The organism is Pedobacter sp. ASV1-7 (assembly GCF_040203335.1).
GTDB lineage: Bacteria > Bacteroidota > Bacteroidia > Sphingobacteriales > Sphingobacteriaceae > Pedobacter.
Window position 1 is genome coordinate 343,427 of record NZ_JBEHBV010000005.1, and the last position, 23,595, is coordinate 367,021.

A 23,595-nucleotide genomic window follows, 5' to 3' on the forward strand; every position below is an offset into this window, starting at 1 on the left:
GAACTTTAGATGTCACCAAATTGAGATGAGGCTGCATGATATGCTTTGGATAAACTTCCAAAATGACTGCTAATATATTTTAAATAAAAATCTTCATCAAAATAACGGTTGTCATCTATTTGATCATCGCTAATCCATTTACTTTGGTCGAAATCAAACCTTTTAATAATCCTAAAGGGATTTCCTACTGCGATGCTAAAAGGAGGTACATCTTTTGTTATCACAGTATTTGCTCCAATGATGCTACCATGCCCTATTGTTACATTACCTAGAATACTAACATTTATTCCCAACCAACAATTTACACCCACTTTTACTTTTTTCTCAGTCGTGACGCCTGACATTCTGTAAGGGACTAATGGTGATTCAAATACGTGATCACTACACATTATAGAGCAATTATTTCCGAAAATGCAATAATCACCAATCTCTATACGTTTACCCACTGCGAAAAAATTATTCCTGCCTATGAAACAATTACTGCCAACTTTTAAAGTCACATAATTTAAAGATCTGTCATTAACTGTGAATGTACATCCTTCCCCTATAGTCGTATTTTCGCCTATGGATATATTGCGAATTCCCAATAATTGAGTATTTCTACCAATAAAAGAACTCTTTGATATGTCCTGGCTAAGATACCTTCTTAAGAAACCTCTTACTTTCAGGTACAAAAATTTAGCTCGCATCATAATTTTTTCTATGATTTACATAACTCATTGGTAAGTGTTTCTCCAAGGATTCCAAATAAATGTTTACTGTAGGGTCAATTAATAATTGATCAATTCCTATCGCTAACCACTTGTCTAAATCCGGTGTCATAGGCGTGAACGGTGTAAATAACCAATTACACTGTTGACCTAAGTAATAAGTCAGTCTAGCCTTGTTCATATCTACGTTAAACCTTTCACTATCGACATTTTTCAGGAAAAATTTGATATCTTCAACGTTAGACGGTTTATAAGAAAAGCCTAATCTCGAATAATAAACATTCGAGCAAACACAAACGGCTTTCCCAGACATAGAAGCTTCGATTCCAAATGTCGATGAATAACATACAACTGCGTCTGATTTACTTAATAACGCATAGGAATTTACTTTATCAAAACAAGATACAAATTGAATTCTTTTATCGGTATATCTATCGGTTATCAACTGATTGAAATCAGTTTTAGTTTTCCCCCACCAGAAACGCTCGTCAGGATGCTGCCTAATTGTAACATTAAAGCTAGAGTTCTCTAATATCAATCCAACAGTTTCCAATAGCCATTCGTTATATCCAGAAAATACAGATGATATATTTAAAGCCGCTGAATCCCAGGGAGAGTTCAATGGAATAAGGACACCCACCTTATCAAAATTCTGACTCTGTTCGAATGATTGATATTGACTATTTAGTTTGTTTGTTCCATTCTTCCTTTTATCGAATTCTTCCTTAGCGTGGATCATAGCTATCTCGGTATCCTTCTCATTACCAGACAACAACAACTCCAGAGAAGCCGGTATATCCGTAAACTGTGCAGCTATGCCCTTATAAGTTGATAGCAAGACCTCAAACCCCGAATCAAATGTAAAATAAGACCTATCACCCTTCTTTAAAAGACGCTCCAAAAGCCCCGAATTAGCATAAATTCCTCCAGGAAAAATATAAGTCTGATTCGAATTTACCTCGACAAAAGACTTTATAGTTGAAAAGTTTTTCTTCAAAACACCAATGTTCTTATCGCGAAGTGCATTGAAATAAGCTGTTTCTTCTTCGCCACGATTTTTATGTATAGCATTAGCAAATCCCAAATTCTGAATAGTTTTCAATTCCTCTATACTGATGGCATTATTAGTTCTATACTCACTAAGCCTTTCCACTTTCCATTCCAGTTTTTTCAATGAGTTTAAAGCAATTCCAATTAAACTAATTTGTAATGCATGATCTGTCTTATTTTCGAATTGGAGATCGTCAATTAAGACCTGAACTTTGTGATTTCTTTTATGCAATAAAATACCAGTTGCAATCGCAAACCAAGGAGTTGATGTCAATAGCCAGGGAGACAATACTATTATATAAGAATTACTTTCTTTTTGCTGCTCGAGTGCGTATGAAGATAAATCGAGTTTAGTTAGAAAATACTTAAATTTTATAAAGCTTAAGATAAACCTTAATCTAGCCTTTATGATTTGTTTATTTGATAAAATCATGATTTGTTTTTTTTAGAAATAATGCAACACTAACGGTTAGCACTAAAAAGCTTATAATAGTATAAGCTACCTTGTAATGAATTAAAAGCGGTACTAAATTAGATGATGTAATAATAATAAATAGGATAATAATCATAAGACATGGCAACAGAGCCTTAATATTGTAATCAAGCCTTACATGTTTTCTTGAAAAAAAAACATCCAATAGAAAATTAACGCTAAAGGCAATCGCCATTGCTATCAAAATACCATTAATTGAAAATTTATAAACTAGAATATTACTTAATAAAACATTCAATATTGATCCAACGAGTGTAATTGCCAGTATAACTTTACTTTTCATGAAATAAAGTAAAATGGAGTTTTCGACTATTGAAAAATTATATATTAAACTAATTAGTAGTAGCCATTTAGTTACATTATGAATTGAATAATAAGAACTCGGCAAAAAAGAACTGAATACAATATCCACAGAAAAGATCAAACATCCTACCACCCATATCATTATAAGTTTATAGCTAGAATCAAATTTCCCAGTTTTATCTTTTAATTCTGCAGTTGAATTTGATGAAAATAAATAAGGTTGTACAGCCTTTGTTATTGCAATTGTTACAAGGCTAGGTATAGATGAAATTTGCTGAGCTAGAGAAAATAAGCCAATATCTTTAAGTGAAATGTGGTTTTGTAATATTACGATACTATATTTTGCAATAAAAAAATACGCGATATAACTGATAAAAATCGGAAAAGAAAAACGAATAGTGTCTATAAAATCTTTACGATCTAATTCAATTGAAAAAGAAGGCAAAAACTTTAATATAACTACAAGCCAGATTGTTGCATTTGTAACAAAAAAAGAAAGTAATATAGTATAGAGATCTAGTTTATAAAAGTACCAATTTAGAAAAATACATAAAATAATCAATGCCACATTCGCAATCTGGTAGATAACAAATAAAGATGCTTTTTCTTCTACCCTTAAATAAATATAATATAAGGAAGGCAGAAATGTTAGAAAAGCAATTGCAACAGGGTAATTGAACAGTCTTGAGTCTTTTATTGAGGGAGATAAATTAGTAAAAATGAAGTCTCTGAACAGATATATAATCAGGAATAGAAAAAGTGAATAAAAAATATGCAAAAAAATGATATTCCAAGTATATGCTTTTTCCTTTTTTTCAGCTTTTCTTATAAAATATATTCTCGCAAACGCTGATACAATCCCAAACTGAAATATATAAGTAAATATTGTTGAATTATTATTCAAAACATTAAAAATGCCATACTCACTTACTGATAAATACTTTATGTATAATGGGATGAACAAGAATGCAGTTACTCCGGTAACAATGAAGTCACCTATACCATAAAAAAAAATATTCTTTATTACCTTCCTATTCACTCGATATAATTTATAAATCAAGCTTTACCAACTTGATGTAATCTAAGTTCAACCTCTTTAAAAAATTAAACTTAGATTAATATATTTTTCTATAATGCTATATATATAGATTAATCGTCTAAACCTTTACCTGCAACATTGTGTCTTAATTTCCATTTTCCTTCACTATCCTTATCCCACAAGTGTGGAGATCTGAATTGATCACATAATTTATGAAAATGATCAGGTTCCATACCTATGTATTCCATAACTTCATCGAAGTAACGATCAGGGAATTCCCCATCAAATCTATTTACTAATGCAACCCCTTCTTCTCTAGTAATATGGCTATTTCTTATTTCCTGTGATGCGTCATATGTAGCACGGCCAATTCCAAATTTTATAAATGTTGTATAGAAATGTAAATCATCGATCTTATCATCAATTCCACTATACTTACTGTAAGTACCCTGAGTTCTGAATGGTCTAGCTTTAAAACCAGTATTTTCTACAGCATAATAATAGACTTCTTGTGGTGTCCATTTTAGATAATAGCCCAAATAATGTACCTCTATATTTGCTTTTTCTAAATCCTCGGCTTTTGGAGGCAAAAAGGTCATAATATCAGAAAGCCTGACATCATATTTTTCAATCAGTTCTGGAACAGAAACACCTCCTAAGTAAATTTCGTCAAGATGCTCAAAACTGTAATATGACTTATCTCTTAATGAAGTCATGTTGTCCGCAATTGGATTACCATACTCTGCTTCATTCTCCCCATAAAAAATTAAATTGATTCCCTGAGCAGCGGCAATCTTAGGAGCCAGATTCTTTTGACCAAGAATGAAAGTTTGAAAAGGATGTAATAAATTCTCGATTGACAGCTTTGTCAACAGCTTCATAACTTTCCCGTTTCTGTAAAAAGAAATATTATCAAATCCGCTATCAAGCCAGTTTCTCCAGTTTTTCAGACCATAGTCTGTATATAATATTGGTGGCCAGGTAACTGTCAATGGATTCATTCCATATTTATATTTTAAAATATGGGCTTGATAGGCACTATCTTTACCTCCGCTTCCAGGCACCAAGCAGTCGTACGAACCATCGTTCTTCCTGTGCTTATCTAAAAGCTTGATCAGTTCTTCTTCGCGCATGCCCCAATTAATATTGTCTTTAATCTCAGCAGTCCGACAAGCATCACAAACACCATTTTCATCAAATTGCATTGTAACCTTTTTACTGTCTTTCGTATGCTTAAATTCGACAGCAGAAGCAGGTCGCTGATTTGACATTACGCATTTTGTGCAGAATTTTACCTCTTCAGGTAAACCATAATAAGCTTCTAATTTTTTTTCTGACATTATAATATATTGTTTAAAGTAGCCCAATTTTTATAAATTGAAATCCCTTTTTCCGCACTCTTTTCAGGGTGAAATTGGGTTGCAAAAATATTTTCCTTTAAAATTCCAGAACAATAATCCAATCCGCTATAATTGGTTTTCGTTAAAATACAGGACTCTTCAGTTGGATCCACATAATAAGAATGGACAAAATACATAAACTCATTTTCTGAAATATTGTATAAAGGACTGTTTTTCCAATCTTGTTTGTAAGAATAGATTTTGTTCCATGCTATTTGCGGAACCCGAATCTTTTTATCTTCCACAATTGCAGGAAATTTTTTAATAGTGCCTGAAATTAAATCTAGCCCATCACCAGATCCAAATTCTTCACTTCGACTAAATAATAACTGTAGGCCCAAGCACACACCAAATATTGGCTTACCATTCTTTACATTATTTTTGATGGAATCAATAAGGCCTAAATTATTCAGATTTTGCATAGCTTCAATAAAGGCCCCTACGCCTGGCAGAATTAAACCATCCGCATCTTCTATATCAGCCTTATTAGAACTAATCTTTGAATTAATTCCAATAGTATCACACGCCTGCTTAACACTAAACAGATTACCTAAATTATAATCTATAATAACAACTTTTTTCTGCATAACTCTTGCTATAATCTACATTCAATACCCTTTGAAATCACATGCTTTTTAATCTCACTAATCGTGCAGGGCTTAAAAGTATGAAAATTTCTTTTTTGTTTTAAGAATTCGGTATTCCCTTCTTCTTTCGAATTATTGGATTCATTATCCTTGATAAATTGATAATGCAACAACGAACCCAGTGCGACAGCGTCAGCATTTGCCTCCTTAAATACATGCGGAATGTGTTCTTTTTCGCCAGCCCCACCATGAGCAATAACTGGAACAGATACTAAGGAACTGACTCTAGAGATAAGTTCTAAGTCGAACCCTTCTCCAGTTCCTTCTTTATCAACAGAAGTAATCACGATCTCGCCAACTTTCATATCGTCTAATTTCTGGGCCCATTGAAAAACATCAATCCCTGTATGTTCCCTCCCATTATCTGTATAAGCTAAGTAAGTCCCATGTGATTCTTTAATTGCTTCAATCGCAACTACAATCGTAGAAGATCCAAACATTCTGGTTGCATCTTTAATTAGCTGGGGATTATTTATCGCAGCTGTATTTAAACAAACCTTATCAGCACCGGCTCTTAACACTTCTTTAATATCTGCAATTGATCTTAATCCTCCTCCGACGGTAATTGGTATAAAAATACTTTTCGCCGTTTCTGAAATGATATCATGAAGGCTATTTCTTTCATAAAGGGAGGCGACAACATCCATAAACATAAGTTCGTCTGCACCCTGTTCATAATAATATTTAGCAAAATCCGAGGGTCTACCTAAAACTCTCAACCCCTCTAGGTGAATTCCTTTAACAAGATTTGGGCCTTTAATGTCAAGCCTTGGTATGATTCTAACTGTTTTCATTTTTTTATATAACCTTCTCTAATTATTGTTTCGCAAATAGCCCAGTCCAATGGAGTATCAATATCCATGGAGTAAATGTCATCCATTACATATTTTTTTATTTTTTCAAATTTGTGCAAAGGGTTTAACCTTAAGGACTTTGTATTAAGAAGGTATACTGATCCATTGTAAGCATAAATAGGAGGTGACTGTTGACGGCTTTCAAAATGTCCTTTCTTTGATTTTTCTAAAAATCCAAATTCGTTTTCCTCGAAAAGATTAAAATATGGATTTTGATGAGATAGGTTGACTGAAACCACCATATCTAATTTTTCGTTATACAAAGCTGAAATATCTTTCAAATGTTGTTCCTGCCTAAAAGGGGATGTTGGCTGCAAGAGCATCACGTTATCATAATCCCGCCCTTTTTTATTGAAATACTCAATAGCATGCATGATTACCTCGTAACTCCCAGATTGATCACAGGCAAGAAACTCCGGTCTTTTGAAAGGTACGTCCAATTTATAATCTTGAACAATAGAGATAATTTCGTCACAATCAGTAGAAACACAAATATCAAAATCTTCAGCTAACGTTCTCGCTACATCTATTGTATAGTAAATAAGTGGCTTTCCATTTAAATCTTTAATATTTTTTTTGGGTATTCCCTTAGATCCTCCACGCGCCGGAATGAGATAAAGTGTTTTCATTACTAAAAATTAATGTGTTTTATATCCTCTTGAGCCTTCATAAAATCCTGATGCTTGCCGATATCTAACCAATATCCTAGTAATGGATAGTGAATCAAATTTGAACTTTTGTCTCCAATTACCTTATCCATTAAATCCGTAGCGTTGAAGAATTTCCCTCTTTCAAATAAATTTTTCAACGCAACTTTCATCATATATATACCACCGTTTGAATAATAGGTGTAACTCGGCTTTTCAGAAAAAGATGATATAATGTGACCAGATGTTTGCAGAACTGCATATGGAATATTTACATGATAAGGAACACTTGCTAAGGCCATATCCGCCTTATTCTCCAAATAGAAATTATAAAAATCTTCGAAATCTATATTAGTCAATAAATCCGAGTTCATTACCAATATATCTATATAGTCCGTTTTATTAATAAGACCAAGTGCTCCAATGGTACCAAGAGCTTGGTCTTCTTCGAGATAAACTATATTAATTCCTCTAGACTCCCCATTCCCAAAATAATCTATAATTTGTTCTTTTAGATATTTAACACTAATGTAGATATCTTTTATACCATAACTAATGAGTCGATCAATATTGTGTTCAATAATCGGCTTTTCTCCTATTTTCAGCATCGGCTTTGGGGTGACATCAGTTAACGGACGTAAACGTTCTCCCTTACCGCCAGCCATAATTAAGGCACAAATAGGAAGACTTGTTTTTGTTCTTTTTAAATCGAGTACTTCTAGTAAATGATAATCATCATCAATAAGCGGTATTAAATTAATTCCCGCGTGTCTATACTCTTTAATCAATGCAAGATTATTATTTGACTTTTTTAAAAACTTGAAATTTGTATTCATAAATTTCTCGATAGGCTGAGAAATTTCCCTTCCACTTAAAAGTCCTCTTCTAATGTCGCCATCTGTCAAAGAACCAACTAATTTGTTCTGTTCGTTTACAACAAATAGCGTTTTGCTGGCATATTCATCTAGCACATCAATAGCCTTTAACGCTACTCTTGCTTCTTGTTTTTCTTTAACAATATGTTGATTATTATTTTGCATTACGTGGTATTTGTTTTAAAACCTGTATAATTTCTTCAGAGCAATTCCCTTTATGATAGATATTCCCGCCGTTATAAGGTTCTCTTAGTTTGATTTCTTCAATTGCCCGCTGAATATTATCCGCAATTAACGGAACATTAATAACGTTTACACCAGCCGCCCTACCTTTCTGCCTATCTCCCAAATTAATTACATATTTTCTAAAAGAAGCAGCTTCAATAATTCCACTAGAAGTATTTCCTAATAAAAAAGAACAATATCTCATTGCCGTAAAATAACTTTGAGAGCCCAAATTTTCAATTAAGTAAACGTTCTTGTTCTCCCCTAATCTATCCGTCAAAATTTTTCTCACGCCATTACCACTAGTGTCCGCATTCGGCATAGTAATCAAAAATCGAAACTGCGAGTTTTTCATGATGACCTCAACCAACTCATTAGCATAGTTAACGTTGTTTGCTGCATTGATGGTTTCGGGGTGAAAAGTCGTAAGTACAGTATCCTCAGATAAATCAACCCCCCATCTTTGTTCAAAACCATGAATATCAAGCAATTCAACATCATCCAAATTATCAAGACTTAAAGCACCGACATAATAGATATTCTCTTCTGAATCAATAATTGAAGCAACGCGTTTTGCGTATTGAGTAGTGGAGACGAAATGGTATTTCGAAGCCAATGTTATAGAATGTCTGAAAACATTATCTATTGCGCCTAATGTTGTTTCTCCACCATGCAAATGGGCGAAAGGAATATTTAAGGCAATCCCTGCAGTAACTGCAGCAAACATCTCATACCTGTCACCAAGACAAAATACCAAATCAAATTCATTGCCATGTGTTGCCCAAAAAGCAGCGAATTTAATTGACGTCAAACCAATTGCGGTAGAAATAGACTCAGCGCTATCTGTCAACAGCATCGACTCGATTTTATACTTTACATCGAATCCTTCCTTAAGAATTTGTTGAACTGTTTCTCCGTGAAATGAAGAAAGATGAGTACCGAAAGCAATGATATCCAATTCAAAAAAATCATCTGCCTTCAACCTTTTCAACAAAGGAAGGTAAATGCCAAAATCTGCTCTTGAACTTGTTAGAACACCAATCCTCATATATACAAATCATTTAGTGACAACTTATGTCCTGCCTGCAAATCTGTCGCAATGGTTTTGCCAATAAGCTCATCCATTTTCATTGGAGAGATACCATCGCCGGGACGTAACATTTCCAAATCTCCCTCCTGCAATATGTCTCCGGCTCTTTTATCGTTACCCAAATGTATACTCTTACGGGCAATAGCTGAGTTCTTCATTTCAGAAACAGAGGGTTCCTTTAAACCAGAGCCCGAAACAGCAATTTCAATATTCCTTATGCTATCAACCATAGTTTTTAACTCAGCCGGCTCTAATGAAGCAATGTGATCCGGCCCCGGCAAATTCCGATCTAAAGTATAATGCTTCTCTATGATAGTCGCCCCTAAGGCTACTGCAGCAATAGGGACTTCAATTCCAAGGGTATGATCAGAATAGCCAATCGCAGTACCAAAAACCTGTTCAATATGAAGCATTGCCTTTAAGTTCACATCAGTCATTGGTGTGGGATATTCTGTATTACAATGTAAAATGGAAATATTTTTCTTTTCAATACCTCCTTTTATAAAAACCTCAATAGCCTGCCTGATATCATCCAGCGTACACATTCCAGTCGATAAAATGACCTTAGGAAATAATTCAGCTGCCTTACGCAAGTAGGGCAGGTTTGTGATTTCTCCCGATGGTATTTTAACCATGTCCAATCCTATTTCCGAGAGATAAAGCAACGAATCGAGGTCAAATGCGGTAGAGAAAAACCTGATATTTTTAGACTTACAATAAGTTATTAACTGTTCATGATCATCGGTTGAGAGTTCTAGCTTTTTAAGCATTTCCAATTGAGACTCTTTATTATCCTGAGTATTTTCTATCTGGTATTCGGCCTTTTTTGCATTTATAGAAACAAGTTTATCAGCCTTGAATGTCTGAAACTTTACATAATCAACTCCAGCGGCAACCGCAGCATCAACCAATTTAAATGCATTGTTTAAATCACCATTATGATTTACTCCCGCTTCTGCAATAATGATTGTATGTCCCATTAATTTATTTTTTTTGCAGGATTTCCTACATAAATTCCTTTTTCTTTAATAGCCCTTACAACAACTGTTCCAGCGCCAATAATTGTATTTTCTGAAATTCTCATCTGGCTGGAAATCGTCGCATTACTTCCAATAAATACTTCATTTCCAACTTCACAATTACCATTTACAGTTGCTAGTGTTGAAACATGGACATTACTGCCAATTAAAGTATCATGCTCAATGTTACAACCAGTATTTAGTATGCAATTCGTTCCGATCCTAGCTCCTGCATTGATAGTGACGTTGTGCATAACTATTGTCCCAGTTCCAACTTCCGCATATCTTGAGATATAAGCACGAGGGGAAATTACCGTAGCGATATCTGCCTTACAATCCATTAAATATTTAAATAGATTTTTCCTGATTTCGGCTGATTTAATCTGGCCTACAGTGATTAAAAAACTGCATCCTAATCCAACGTATTTAGGGATATCTGCATCAGTGCCAACTATCATATAATCCAGCACCGATTGCCCAATTAGATTTTTCTCGTCTAAAATGCCCGCGATTTCAAAATTACCGGATTGCTCTACGACATCAATACAAGCCTTACAATGTCCTCCTCCTCCTATCAAGATCAGTTTTTGTTTCATAAGCCTATACCCTAAACCCACTTGGAATGTTAACCAATCTTTCTGCAATCCAGACACTATTCGTCAACTCATCAGTCTGACAATACTGAAACATTTTTAGTCTGTTCATCAACTCCCATATGGGTCTGGTCATTACTCCGGTTTCATTAGAGTATGTCAGGAAAGTATCACGTTCTTCACGATCGTTAAACAATAAGGCATTCAACCAATAATTAGCTTTGGCTTCAGGAAGCTCAATTACAAACTTTATATCCTGCATTTCGAAAAAAGCCTTGTAAGCCGCCGCCAAGCCTCTCTTATTTTCTATAAAGTGTTCCAATTGCTCCAACTGAGCGCAAGCTAAAGCCGCGTTTAGGTTAGGCATTCTGTAATTATATCCTATCTCATCATGTACAAACTCCCATTTATGAGGTACTTTTGCTTGTGTAGTTAAATGCTTCGCTCTTTTAGCAATGGCTTCATCATTTGTAATTAATGCACCACCACCTCCACAAGTAACCGTCTTATTTCCATTAAAACTAAATACTCCAATCCCACCGAATACACCAGTATGTTTATCTTTATAATAGCTACCCAATGATTCAGCGGCATCTTCTACCAAATAGATATTCCATTCTTCGCAGATAGCTGCTATTTCATCAATGCGACAAGGAAAACCAAACGTATGCATAGGTACACATGCTGCTATTTTTTTTCCTGTACTTTTATTATAAGTCCCATCCTGTCTCTTCTCTGCATTTTCTTCTAAAAAAAGTTTTAAAGCTACAGGTGACATCCCTAAAGTATCTTTATCTACATCTAAAAAAACAGGTATTGCACCTATATAGCTTATTGCATTTGCAGTTGCAATGAAAGTTAAAGCCTGAGACAAGACTTCGTCTTCCCTTTGTACTCCGGCCAAAATAAGCCCCATATGAAGCGCATTTGTACCATTTACAATTGCAACGGCATATTTAGCGCCAGTGATTTGTGTCATCATCTCTTCAAAACGATTCACATAAGCGCCTACAGAAGAAACAAATGTAGAATCAATTGCATCTAACACGTACTCACGCTCATTACCTATAAATACAGGTTCATGTAATCCAACAAAATTCTTTTCTGGATATTTTGCCTTTATGAATTCTGTTGTCTTCTTAAATTTATCAGTTAATTCCATTACATTTTTGCATCTAAATATTTACCTGTTTCCTTATGACCAAAATCAGGAATCATATCATGAAACAGTTTTACAATATCCTCTTTTACCCATGATTTATCCCTTTTCAATTTTTCGATAGAATCCGTAAAATGATTCAGCTTTATCTGATCGAAACCAGGACCATTTTTAATTACTCCAAGATTTTCATAACGATCCATATCAAGTATTTCGTTCTCCGTAAAAAACTCTTCGAAATCCTTTTCTCCTGTGGTATCGCTTGAAGTGAATAAACATGGCCACTTTTTTTGCTGAGGTAAAGTACTTATTAACGCTCTTGCTTCATCTTCCGTTTCACACAAGTAAGGTTCAAATCCTAACTCATTGAGGTATTTTACAGCTATATCTGCAAAAGTAATTAAGTGGAGGTTTTCACTTAATTTTGGAAAAAACACATCTCTATTTTCTCCGAAAATACAGGACATCAAACAAAGTTCTCCAGACTCCTTAGGTATAACAAAATATCGCTTTATATCATTAGGTGCAACAATGGGCTGGAGTTTTTGAATACGCTGATTAAAGCCGTACAATAAAGACCCGTCAGAAAATGCCACATTTGCAAATCGAGCTGTCGAAATATTGATTTCTTCACTTCTACGCATCAAATACATTTCCATAATACGTTTAGAAGCTCCCATCATATTTACTGGATTAGCGGCCTTGTCAGTTGAAACACAAAAATACTTCTTACTTCCCTTTGCTATTGCTTGATTGATTGTCTTCTCAGTATTAAACACATTTACATCAATCATACGCATCAATGTAAATGGATCCTTTTCACTTCTAACATGTTTTAACGCGGAAAGATTTAACACATAATCATATTTTCCGTCAGATTCAATAAACGCATCATATTCAGTTGAGCCAATATCTAACGCAAACGTCTGAAAATCTCCATCTATATAACCAAATGAACTTCTAATATCCCTAACTAACTCAACTGCATTATTTTCGCTGATATCTACTACATGAAGTTTTAAAGGGTTACGTTTAAATATTTCCTTTACCACAGCCTGACCAATAGAACCGGCACCACCTATAACAAGAAAAGTTGATTGTGATACAATTTCCCTAAGTAAAAACTCGTGTTGGGCAATATCATTGATAAACAACTCTTTTTTTCTACCGATTAACCTTAACTTATTCATTAAAATTTCAAAAAAATGTTAGCAGTATTTATCAAATCAAAATATTATTGAATATTCTTTTTGATATTAAAATCATAATTATAATAAATCCCATTAACAGAGCTCCCATAAGAGCTCCCTTAATTGTTGAAAGAGCAGTTACATTCAAAGGATAAACGGGTTGATCAATAACTTGAATTAACGGCGATTCTTTTAATAAACCCATTTTCGACATTTCCAGATTCTTTACTAATTCTCCAAGAATTGTCCTATTAGTTTCTGCATTAAATTGAGAACGTTGGATTGGGGCTGCTCTTTGAACCTCTCTTGTTGGATTTAAATTTGGGGTGGCATCAGCAATTTTGGCCGCCGAATAAATAGCCCCATTCATTACTGATCTAACTGAATCAGTTTTTAGAGTTAAGATTTTAATATTTTCGATAGACTTCTTTGTCTTAGTTTGGATATAAAAATCATTTACACTTTTTACGATTTGATCATTGAATTCTTTGGCAAAAAACTCATCTTTAGCTTTTATATCAACCTTAATTATACTCGACATTTTGTCAGCTTTGTCAACAACCAAATAGTTTTTATTAATGTCTGCTATAATAGTTGTCAGTATACTATTCTGCAGCCTTGTTAAGGTTGAATCCTTAGAATGAAGATCAAATGTAACTCCTTCGTAAATCGTTCCCTTCCAAGAATCCTTTAAGCCATTAAACTCTATAAATCTATTTAACAGTAACTTTGGTTTACCATTGTCATCTACTGCCGTTAGCAAAGTATTTTCGATCATAGTCCTGGATTTGTAAAGTTCCAATATATTGTCGCCTTGAAAAATACCGCCGCCACTACTCCCAATATCCAAACCAACCATAGAAGCTAATCCGGCATATTGACCCATACCACCTCTACCTTCTCCATTTTCTATTACAAATGTCGTAGATGCAGTATAGACTGGCTTTTTCCATGTAGCATACATATAACCAATAACTGCACCGATGATACAAAAAATCGTTATGATTAGCCATTTACCAGCCAAATAATTAAATAATTTTTTTAATTTTAACGCAATATCTCTTAAAGATATTTCGTCTTGCTCTTCTTCAGAAATGTATTGCTTTTTATCCACTGACATAAGGTGATTTTCTATCTCAATAAACTAACAATAATCGCTGCCAAAGAAGCCAAACCTGTTCCCAATCCTATCCAGCTCTGTGCACTCATTCTTTCTTTTTCTGCTTTCTTAGGAACCAAAATCTCAGCCCCTGGTTTTACTTTCGGAAAATTATTAAAGAATAAAAACTTACTTCCTGCCTCTACTGAGCCATTGGCATACTTTATATATGTCCCACTTTTTAATGCATTGGAAGTGAAGCCTCCAGCCCCATTTACATATTGTTTAAAGCTTTTCCCCGGTATATAAATAATGCTATTTGGATTCAATACCTCTCCTGTAACTTTTACTGTTTGCAGCTGTCTGGGCACACGAATTACATCACCATCTTCCACAATCAGATCGATCTTTGACAATGGTTTTTTCAAAATCCTTACTAAATCAATTCCTACTAAGTCAGATTGAATCAGTTCTGGTGCAATATCCGCTTTAGCTCCGGTTTCTTCGGCACGTTTCAATCCTAATAGTTTCTTACTATCCTCCTCCTGGTTATTGATTGCGTTCTTATCTCCCGGATTTACTTTCTCAGCACCAGGTCTCTTTAAAGAAGCCCCATCAGCATAAGCGGAAGGTGTTAGTCCTCCTGCTCTTTTTATTAAATCAGAAATGCGCTCATCTTTTGACGAAATAGTATAAACGCCCGGATACAAAACCTCTCCTTCCAGCTTCACTTGTTTTTGCGCCATATATCCTGCGGCGTTACGAACAGTTACAATATCATAAGGTTTCAAAATAAAAGGATCACCTACTAATTTAAGATCCTGATTTACATTCAAAGTAAACAATTCTGCAGTCACCGCTGACTTTGAAAGTGAATCACTATTTTTTACTCTTCTTGAAATTTCGATTCTATCTGGTGTTGCGCCTTCTCTAAAGCCTCCAGCCATCTGAATTACATCTTCTAATTTCATATTATCTGCATAGTCAAAAGTACCGGGCGCCCGCACTTCACCTTGAATGCTAACCTTATACTCATCTCTTAAATCAAACAAAGATGAAATTGTTACCTTATCTTCTCTTTGAAGTACAATATCCTGATCTGTTCCAGCCATGATCTTAGCAACATCAAAAGATAACAGACTTTGAGTATTATCAGCATTTAAACGATTAATATAACCACGATTTAAAAATGCATCTTCAGTAAGGCCGTCAGCCTTAGTAATCAGTCTTTTCAAAGTTTGTCCACTATCCAATGCGTACATGCCTGGGCGAAAAACTGCACCTAAGATCTCTACTCTGTTCTGGAATCGGTCTAAGATTGCTTCAACAACAAATTTATCTCCGTTTTTGGGCAAATAACTCCCAAAATCAGACGATGCAACATCCATTATCTTGCGCTCTTTATCTGTATTTTGAAATGTTTTAATCTTAGCTGTATAAGCCTCAGTAGTAAAACCACCAGCAAAGCCAATTAAGTCATTTAATGATTCTCCTGAAACAATTTCAAACAAAGCTGTTGTTTTAACTTCTCCCTGAATTTCTACCCGTTTATCAAACACAGGGACATTAATTACATCCTGATCCTGCAAACGAATATTATTTTGCTGTATTCCCTTTAACAGGAAATCGTAAACATCAATATTTGCAACGACTTTGTTATTACGAATAACTTGTATTTTACGGAATGAACCATTTTGAGATGGGCCACCTGAAGCATATAATGCATTATAAACAGTAGATAAGGAAGATAAAGTATAAGTTCCCGGTTTAGTAATCTGACCAGTCATTACAACTTTTATACTCCTGATATTTCCTAAATTAATAGCCAGGTTAGTTCGTCCTGAACGTAATGAAGGGTAGGTTTTCCCCATTGCAGAGCGGATCTTTGAAGTTGCCTGATCTATAGATAAACCACCAACTGCAATCCTTCCAACAAACTGAAGATTAATTACTCCATCAGGACTTACAGCTAATTCATAACTCGCTTCATTATCACCAGTTAAATCAATCAGCAATCTATCATCAGGCCCTATTATATATCCTTTAGGTGTAGCAATTCTCAGATTGGGTTCGAATGTAATACTTCCATTTCTAAAAAGCTCAGCACCAAAGATCTTAGGTCCGATCTCCTCATCTTTTATTTTCTTTTCATTATCTACAGCACCTCCGTCAGTAGTTTCGCTACCTTCACGACCTGTGCTAACCACTTTGGTATCAACCTGAGTTGCAGTTGAGCCCTGTTTGCGTACCTTTTCGACGCGGGCGCGAAGCTTTTGAACTTCTTCCTGCTTCATACCCTGGGCCGCAGCCATCTGCTCCAATTGTGCTTCACCATATCCTATTGATTCTGCTTTTTTAATCATTTGTAAAATCTGAGCATCAGAAAGTTCATCAACCTTTACATCTGAGTAGTTTGATTGTGAAAAAGCAGACTCCGTGACTAAAACAGCAAACAAAAATATTATTGCAGTTATCGTTCTTTTAAAATTCATATTATAGGTAGAGAGTTAATGTTTAATATTTATTTCAACGTTTTGTTTATACAAAAACGCATAAAATTCGATTATCTTGTAATTTATAGGGAATGGAGACGTTGGCTAACTTAACTTTCATATGGTAGGTATGGTTTAGTTTAAATGCAAATATATTAAATTAATTGATCTGGGTTAAAATGTTACGAAGATCTATCTGACATTTCCAATGTTAATCTGGATACCTACTGAAACTGCATTTGCTAAAAATTCTGACTTATGATACTTGTTAAAGGTTCTGGTATTACCCACGCCCTGAGCAACTGTTTCTTGCCGTTCATAAGAATAAAACCATTGAATACTACTTTCGGCAAACAAAGTCACCTGACTTATCGGATTAATCTTGATGCCTATTACAGGTGATGCTGTAAAACCTGTTTTACTTGTTTCCAAAATATCCGGAGCCATAACGGATCCGTTAGCAGCAGATAGTATATTTTTAGAAATTATTGTCCCATCAAATTTATTTTCTCTGAAACCAATATCAAAACCAAAATAAGGTTGTATTCTGGAGAAGTTAAGATTTTTTTCGAAACCGAGGGTTAGATTAAAGTCTTTCATTTGACCATTCATCTCTTCACATGTGCTACAAATATTGACCGCTTTAATATCTCTTTTAATATAACTGCCGCCTAAACGATAGCTGATCTGATTGTCATTAAATTTAATCATCCCTCCACTAAAGGAGACATCTTTAAATTCTTCGTTCTTTTTTTGGTTCATTATCTTGGGCATTTGCATAATGCTATACCCCTTTACAGCTAAACTGTAGTTAAAATCACCATTTATTTGTGAAAAAGCACTATTGGACAATATTAGAGAGAGCACAATAAGTAGATTTCTTTTCATTAATAAATCCCTTCCCGGGCATTTTGTTCAGTTAAAATTTATAATAACAATAATGTAAAATAGCAAGAACGTTACAACTACCGTGTCTGTTCATTTATTGTGCCAGAAATTATATCACAATAAAAAAAAATAAATTTTATCAAACTTAATTGTCAGGATCAACTTGCATTGGAAATAAACAAGAAACTCCAGAACATTCTCATCGATTTTTTTATAATAAAGCTGTTTTTTTTACAGATATTGTTCAAAATTCACCAAATAGATGCCGCAATACGACTCACAAGATGAACAATCCTGGTTAAACGCCTTTCGTAAAGGTGAGGACGCGGCACTTGCATACTTTTTTGAACTTCATTATCGCTCACTTTGTTATTTTGCAGGTCGACTGTTGCAAGATAACATGGAAGCTGAAGATATTGTGTCGGATTGTTTCTGTAAACTCTGGGAAAAGAAAGAAGATTTTGAAACAGCAGCCAATATCAAAGCATTTTTATACATCAGCTGTAGAAATGCCTGCTTTAACCATCTAAAGAGTATTAAAAGAAGAACTGCAATACAAGAAAAATACTCTAGTCAAATAGAAGAAGGAGAAGAAACGGTATTGTATGAACTGGTTGAAACGGAAATTCTAACCATACTCAGTAAAGAAATAGAGATTTTACCAGATAAATGTCGTGAGGTATTTAAATTAATCTATTTAGAAGGACGTAAAACAGACGAAATAGCCCTGCAACTCGGCCTCTCTGTGCAAACAGTGAGAAATCATAAAACACGTGCTGTAGAATTATTAAAAGCCTCTTTCCTGAAAAAAGGCTTGTCTGCCGCAACAACACTCGCCATTTTACTATTTATCGATAAATAAATAATTTCTTTTGGTTGTTTTCATTGCTTAGTTGTTTCTATATAAAACAGCAATAAAAACAAGCCAGAATGAGTATTCAGCAAAACTTTAAAAATGAACAAGAACTATCATTACTGGTAGCGGGATACCTGAACGGGAATTTAAGTCCTGATCAGGAAAAAGAGCTGAACAACTTTCGCCAGGCATCAGTAGAAAATGAACAATGGTTTCAGGCTTTTTGCGAAGAAGCCAATATTGCAGCACAACTAAAAATGTATTATTCCGCTGATAAGGCCTCAGTATGGAACAAAACAAGAAATAAAATAATTGCTGAAACCTATACACCTGCAATTAGGAAGGTAAATATATGGTGGCGCATTACAGCCGCTGCTGCTGTTGTAATCATACTGGCAACAGCCGGATTATTGTTTTTAAACAGTCCAACCTCAACAAAAAATCAGCAAAAAAATAATTATGCCAATACTATTGCACCAGGTAAAAACCAAGCTTCCATTACTTTAGCAAATGGTAAAACAATAAACCTTAGTGATCAAAAAAATGGAGTTATTATCGATGATCTTGCCTTAACTTACAATGATGGATCTAAAATCCAAGATGGGGTAGCCTCGACTGAGGGAGTACAAACCATATCCACCCCCAAAGGAGGAACCTATCAGGTTCGTCTGCCAGATGGGACGCAGGTCTGGCTGAATGCAGCTTCAAGCTTAACCTATAACACTTCTTTAAACAAAGTAAGTACACGAATAGTAAAGCTTAGAGGTGAAGCATATTTCGAGGTAGCTAAAGATAAAAAACGTCCTTTTGTTGTAAAAACAGATCAGCAGCAGGTTGAAGTGCTTGGAACACATTTCAATGTCAACGCTTATGAAGATGAATCGGGGACTAATACCACATTAATAGAAGGATTAGTAAAAGTGGTAGGCAAAACGGGCAATAAAATCTTAAACCCTGGTCAGCACCTATTCAACAACTACAAGGAACTAAAAGTCGGGCAAGCTAATGTAGAAGAAACCATGTCCTGGAAAAATGGATATTTCCGTTTCAATGATGAAAAAATTGAAAGTGTGATGCGAAAGCTATCCCGATGGTACGATATAGAGGTACAATATGAAGGAAAGCCATCTGATGAAGAGTTCAATGGTAAAATATCCATGTTCAATAACCTTGATAAAGTATTAACCATGCTTGAAAAAACGAAGAGTATTCATTTTAAAGTTGAAGGAAGGAGGGTAACCGTTATGAAGTAAATGATACAACCAATGGTTACCAGAAAAAAAAAGCCATTCCGATGGGACTCAGAATGGCCAAATAGTCTGGATCATCAGCAGCATATCTAAAAACTAAACTGAATTCTCGAAAGCCGGATACATCTGGACAATGGAAAGGCATTTCGAATAAAACCAAACTAACCAAATGTACAATTTTTATAAAAGGAAATTACAAATCCAGAACCACAGTCGCCCGATTTTCAATTGGGTGAACAAAGCTGATAGAAGAAAATGGATTATGAGGATTAATATGATCTCGTTTTTGTTGCTTGCCTCTTTTATACAGGTCAGCGCAACCACATTTGCTCAGAAAATAACGCTGTCCGAAAAGAACACCCGCTTAGAAAAGATTTTTGAAAAGATTAGTGCCCAAACGGGATATGATTTTCTGTTCACTAGAAGAACACTGAAAGATGCCTCTCCTATTAACATTGATGTTAAAAATGCGGAGCTGAACGACGTACTTCGCAAAATTTTCAATGGACAACCTTTAGAATATTCACTGGAAGATAAGTCAGTAGTGGTATCCCTGAAGTCTAAACCTGCACTTAAAAATACAACGTCACTATTGCAGGATAACATCATAAAAGGAGAAGTCCTGGATGATAAAGGCCTCCCCCTACCCGGAGCAACTATCACCATAAAGGGAACATCAAAATCTGTAATCAGCAATACCAACGGTCAGTTTAGCATTGCTGGCGTTAAAGAAACTGATGTACTTGTCGTTTCATTTTTAGGGTACGTAACCAAAGAAGTAAATGCACTAAAAGGAAGCATTAAAGTTGTTTTACAGGAAAAAGATGCACAACTGAATGAAGTCGTTGTAGTTGGATATGGCACGCAAAAGCGTGCAAATGTCGTGGGGTCTGTATCTCAGATCAAAGGTGAAGAACTGGAAAAGGCCCCCGCAGGTAACATTACCAATTTACTAGGCGGAAGGTTACCGGGACTAACATCAGTGCAACAATCAGGACGCCCTGGCGCGGATGATGCCACTTTAAGAATCAGAGGAATAAGCTCTTATGGCAACAATCAAGCACCCCTGATCATGATTGATGGTGTACAACGCGAATCTTTCTCTCACCTGGATGCTTCGGAAATAGAAAGCGTAACCCTGTTAAAAGATGCAGTATCAACCGCAGTATATGGTTTACAGGCCACAAATGGAATCATCCTTATTACCACAAAAAAAGGAAAACAGCAAAAGGCTTCCATAGCTTATGATGGCTCTTATACCTTAGGTCAGAACACACGTTTTCCGGAGTTTTTAAATGCGGTAGATTATATGGAATGGTTCAATAAAGCAACAGATGAAGACAATGAATATCTGATGCACACTGGCGGAAACCCTGTTCCTTATGTATACGGCAAAAACCTAATTAACGACATCAGAAGTGGTACCAATAAAAATATACTGTTTGGCGATACCGACTGGATCGGTGAGCTCATCGGCAAAAACAGTAATTCCCAACACCATGCTATTACCGTAAATGGCGGTACTGAAAATATAAAATACTTTACTTCTGTCTCTCACCTGGATCAGGATGGGGTAGTAAAAAATACAGGATTCAAAAGATACAATGTCAGAAGCAACGTCAGTGCGAACTTAAACAAAATCATTTCGGTCGACCTGAACCTGATGTTCAGACAACAGAATACGAATACTCCTGGTATATCGCCTGACAACAGCTCTTACCTGAACCCATTTTATCAGGCAGCAATGATGTTACCAAACCTACCCATGTATGCACCAAATGGAATATATACCGCATACAGAAGTGGTCCAGGCTGGGTAAATCCTCTGGCCTCTGTAGAACAATCCGGCTTTCAAAAGCAAGAATCAAACTTTTTTCAGGGCGATTTAACTTTTAAAGTAGATATCCCATGGGTTCCGGGTTTAAAAATGCAGGTAATGACTGCCTATGATAAAACAAGCACAGAAAATAAAGGATGGCTTCAACCCTATCCGCTAATGGGTCGCGACAGAGAACAGAAAACAGGTTCCTTTATACCCCTGACCACTGTTCCTGGAATTACACAAACAGCCTTAACTCAAAGTCACGTACAAAATAACAGAAGGACATTTCAACCCAGCATCAGCTATTTAAAAGCTATCGGAGATCACCAGATCAACGTATTGGCATTGTATGAGTGGTCACAGTATCAAAGCAGCAGATTTTCTGCAGGTGCCAGAAACTTCCCGATCGGTGGCTTGTATGACTTAGATTACGGCAGTCCTGACCCTGAAGATTTTGTTCCACCAGGTGGTTCCAGTTCGATAACCGCAAGAGCCGGATATGTAGGAAGGATCAATTATGGTTTTAAAGAAAAATACCTGTTAGAAGTTGCCGCCAGATCTGATGCTTCTGTAAACTTTGCCAGAAAAAACAGATGGGATATTTTTCCTGCTGTAGGTTTGGGATGGCTGCTCAGCAAGGAGTCTTTTATTAAGGATCACATTAAAAACATAGATTACCTGAAGTTTAAAACATCCCTGGGCCAAACGGGTAATGATAAAATTAACGGAGCCTTTCCTTATCTCCAGACCTATAGATTATCAACTGACCCGGTAGGTGTACTAGGGGGTGCTCCGGTATCGGGATTGTATACCTCTGCACCACCAAATCTTGATATCCGCTGGGAAACTTCAACAACATTTAATGTCGGATTTGAATCGGAGTGGTTTAATGGTAAACTGGGCTTTGATGCAGAATGGTTTTACAGGGTGACGGAAGACATACTTGCTTCTCCTGCCGGATTATACCCTGCTTCTACAGGAGGCTTTTTCCCTTCCACGATCAATTATGGCATCATGGAAAATAAAGGGATCGATTTACAAATCAGGCATAAAAACAATATTGGCGAACTATTTTACGGGGTAACCGGTAATTTCAACTGGGCCAAAAACAAAATCATCAGAAGAGACGAGAATACCAGTCTGCCTTACTGGCAAAGAACAGTCGGCCGCTCTTATGGAGAGAAAATCGGTTTTGTAGTAGATGGGATTTATCAGAACTGGGAAGAGACTAAAGATGCGGTTTCTCCTTCCGGCGGTGTTGTGGCTCCTGGCTTTTTCAAATACCGGGACCTGAATAACGACGGAAAAATTACCAGATCGGACGACATGACTTTTATCGGCCGTTCCAATATTCCGGAAATGATGTTCGGACTTAACATAGACCTGAAATATAAAAACTTCGACTTCTCTTCATTCTTCCAGGGAGCAGCATTGTCAGATGTAGCCCTATCTGGTCTATATGAAGGTTCATCAGGAACAAGCGGTATTGAAGCATTTACGGTAATGTCAAGGTCCTTTTATCAAAATGGAAATGCCCCTTACTTTTTAGTTGAAAATTCCTGGAGCAGTGACAATCCAAATGCAGAATTCCCACGTTTAACAGCTGGCAAAGCAGCTTTGGGTGCTCACAATGCACACAGCAGTTCCGGATATTTGCGCAACGGTGCTTATTTACGCTTAAAATCTTTACAGTTGGGGTACTCCCTGCCTAAAAGCATATTGAATTATGCTAAGATTCAAAAAGTGCGTTTTTACGCAACGGCATCGAACCTGTTTACCTGGGATCATCTGAAGTATTTTGATCCGGAAATGCCTAACGTAAATAATGGCTTTTACCCGCAGCAAAAGTTATTCGCATTTGGTATAAACGTAGTCTTTAACTAAAATTTCTGAG

At 35.7% G+C, this 23,595-nt stretch carries 19 protein-coding genes; 3 read left to right on the plus strand and 16 right to left on the minus strand.

The genetic code is table 11. The annotated features are described in order from the left end of the window. Positions 1-5 precede the first annotated feature (5 nt). From ABDJ41_RS13970 to ABDJ41_RS14045, 16 genes are all read right to left on the minus strand, one after another. Positions 6-692 carry an acyltransferase gene (locus ABDJ41_RS13970; protein ID WP_349786668.1) on the minus strand — a complete coding sequence of 229 codons (687 nt, stop codon included), beginning with the start codon at positions 690-692 and terminating at the stop codon, positions 6-8. Beyond that, the gene (locus ABDJ41_RS13975) at positions 679-2,193 is read right to left on the minus strand and encodes a capsular polysaccharide export protein, LipB/KpsS family (RefSeq protein WP_349786669.1); all 1,515 of its coding nucleotides are present in this window, start codon (positions 2,191-2,193) and stop codon (positions 679-681) included. Before ABDJ41_RS13975 ends, ABDJ41_RS13970 begins: the two co-directional genes overlap by 14 nt. Next, the gene (locus ABDJ41_RS13980; protein ID WP_349786670.1) at positions 2,177-3,595 is read right to left on the minus strand and encodes a lipopolysaccharide biosynthesis protein; all 1,419 of its coding nucleotides are present in this window, start codon (positions 3,593-3,595) and stop codon (positions 2,177-2,179) included. The genes ABDJ41_RS13975 and ABDJ41_RS13980 overlap by 17 nt, the downstream gene beginning before the upstream one ends. A 110-nt stretch (positions 3,596-3,705) precedes the next feature. Continuing rightward, on the minus strand, positions 3,706-4,935 hold the full coding sequence (locus tag ABDJ41_RS13985; RefSeq protein WP_349786671.1) for an N-acetyl sugar amidotransferase: 1,230 nt from the start codon (positions 4,933-4,935) through the stop codon (positions 3,706-3,708). Then, a complete protein-coding gene (gene hisH / locus ABDJ41_RS13990; RefSeq protein ID WP_349786672.1) occupies positions 4,935-5,582 on the minus strand; it encodes an imidazole glycerol phosphate synthase subunit HisH in 648 nt (215 codons plus the stop codon). The genes ABDJ41_RS13985 and hisH overlap by 1 nt, the downstream gene beginning before the upstream one ends. An 8-nt stretch (positions 5,583-5,590) precedes the next feature. After that, the gene (gene hisF, locus ABDJ41_RS13995; protein ID WP_349786673.1) at positions 5,591-6,436 is read right to left on the minus strand and encodes an imidazole glycerol phosphate synthase subunit HisF; all 846 of its coding nucleotides are present in this window, start codon (positions 6,434-6,436) and stop codon (positions 5,591-5,593) included. Next, a complete protein-coding gene (locus tag ABDJ41_RS14000; protein ID WP_349786674.1) occupies positions 6,433-7,125 on the minus strand; it encodes an acylneuraminate cytidylyltransferase family protein in 693 nt (230 codons plus the stop codon). Before ABDJ41_RS14000 ends, hisF begins: the two co-directional genes overlap by 4 nt. 2 nt (positions 7,126-7,127) lie before the next feature. Continuing rightward, positions 7,128-8,183 (minus strand): nucleotidyltransferase family protein, encoded by a 1,056-nt coding sequence (locus tag ABDJ41_RS14005; protein ID WP_349786675.1) that lies wholly within the window; start codon positions 8,181-8,183, stop codon positions 7,128-7,130. Beyond that, positions 8,173-9,291: a UDP-N-acetylglucosamine 2-epimerase gene (gene neuC / locus ABDJ41_RS14010; RefSeq protein WP_349786676.1), complete on the minus strand. Its 1,119-nt coding sequence runs from the start codon at positions 9,289-9,291 to the stop codon at positions 8,173-8,175. The genes ABDJ41_RS14005 and neuC overlap by 11 nt, the downstream gene beginning before the upstream one ends. Then, entirely contained in the window at positions 9,288-10,313 is a 1,026-nt protein-coding gene (gene neuB, locus ABDJ41_RS14015) for an N-acetylneuraminate synthase (protein ID WP_349786677.1), read from the minus strand. The genes neuC and neuB overlap by 4 nt, the downstream gene beginning before the upstream one ends. Continuing rightward, entirely contained in the window at positions 10,313-10,948 is a 636-nt protein-coding gene (locus ABDJ41_RS14020) for an acetyltransferase (RefSeq protein WP_349786678.1), read from the minus strand. The genes neuB and ABDJ41_RS14020 overlap by 1 nt, the downstream gene beginning before the upstream one ends. A 4-nt stretch (positions 10,949-10,952) precedes the next feature. After that, on the minus strand, positions 10,953-12,107 hold the full coding sequence (locus ABDJ41_RS14025) for a LegC family aminotransferase (protein ID WP_349786679.1): 1,155 nt from the start codon (positions 12,105-12,107) through the stop codon (positions 10,953-10,955). Further along, positions 12,107-13,294, minus strand: a complete 1,188-nt coding sequence (locus ABDJ41_RS14030; protein ID WP_349786680.1) for a UDP-N-acetylglucosamine 4,6-dehydratase — start codon at positions 13,292-13,294, stop codon at positions 12,107-12,109. Before ABDJ41_RS14030 ends, ABDJ41_RS14025 begins: the two co-directional genes overlap by 1 nt. Before the next feature lie 31 nt (positions 13,295-13,325). Next, positions 13,326-14,414 (minus strand): Wzz/FepE/Etk N-terminal domain-containing protein, encoded by a 1,089-nt coding sequence (locus tag ABDJ41_RS14035; protein WP_349786681.1) that lies wholly within the window; start codon positions 14,412-14,414, stop codon positions 13,326-13,328. An 11-nt stretch (positions 14,415-14,425) separates the two neighbouring features. After that, positions 14,426-16,885, minus strand: coding sequence for an SLBB domain-containing protein (locus ABDJ41_RS14040; RefSeq protein ID WP_349786682.1), 2,460 nt, complete (start codon positions 16,883-16,885; stop codon positions 14,426-14,428). A gap of 192 nt (positions 16,886-17,077) precedes the next feature. Continuing rightward, positions 17,078-17,773, minus strand: coding sequence for a hypothetical protein (locus ABDJ41_RS14045; RefSeq protein WP_349786683.1), 696 nt, complete (start codon positions 17,771-17,773; stop codon positions 17,078-17,080). Positions 17,774-18,035: 262 nt separating this feature from the next. Between ABDJ41_RS14045 and ABDJ41_RS14050 the strand changes: the two genes are divergently transcribed. From ABDJ41_RS14050 to ABDJ41_RS14060, 3 genes are all read left to right on the plus strand, one after another. Next, positions 18,036-18,635 carry an RNA polymerase sigma factor gene (locus ABDJ41_RS14050; protein ID WP_349786684.1) on the plus strand — a complete coding sequence of 200 codons (600 nt, stop codon included), beginning with the start codon at positions 18,036-18,038 and terminating at the stop codon, positions 18,633-18,635. A gap of 68 nt (positions 18,636-18,703) precedes the next feature. Continuing rightward, positions 18,704-19,882 carry a FecR family protein gene (locus ABDJ41_RS14055; RefSeq protein WP_349786685.1) on the plus strand — a complete coding sequence of 393 codons (1,179 nt, stop codon included), beginning with the start codon at positions 18,704-18,706 and terminating at the stop codon, positions 19,880-19,882. Between the two features lie 166 nt (positions 19,883-20,048). Beyond that, entirely contained in the window at positions 20,049-23,585 is a 3,537-nt protein-coding gene (locus ABDJ41_RS14060) for a TonB-dependent receptor (RefSeq protein WP_349786686.1), read from the plus strand. Positions 23,586-23,595: the final 10 nt, after the last annotated feature.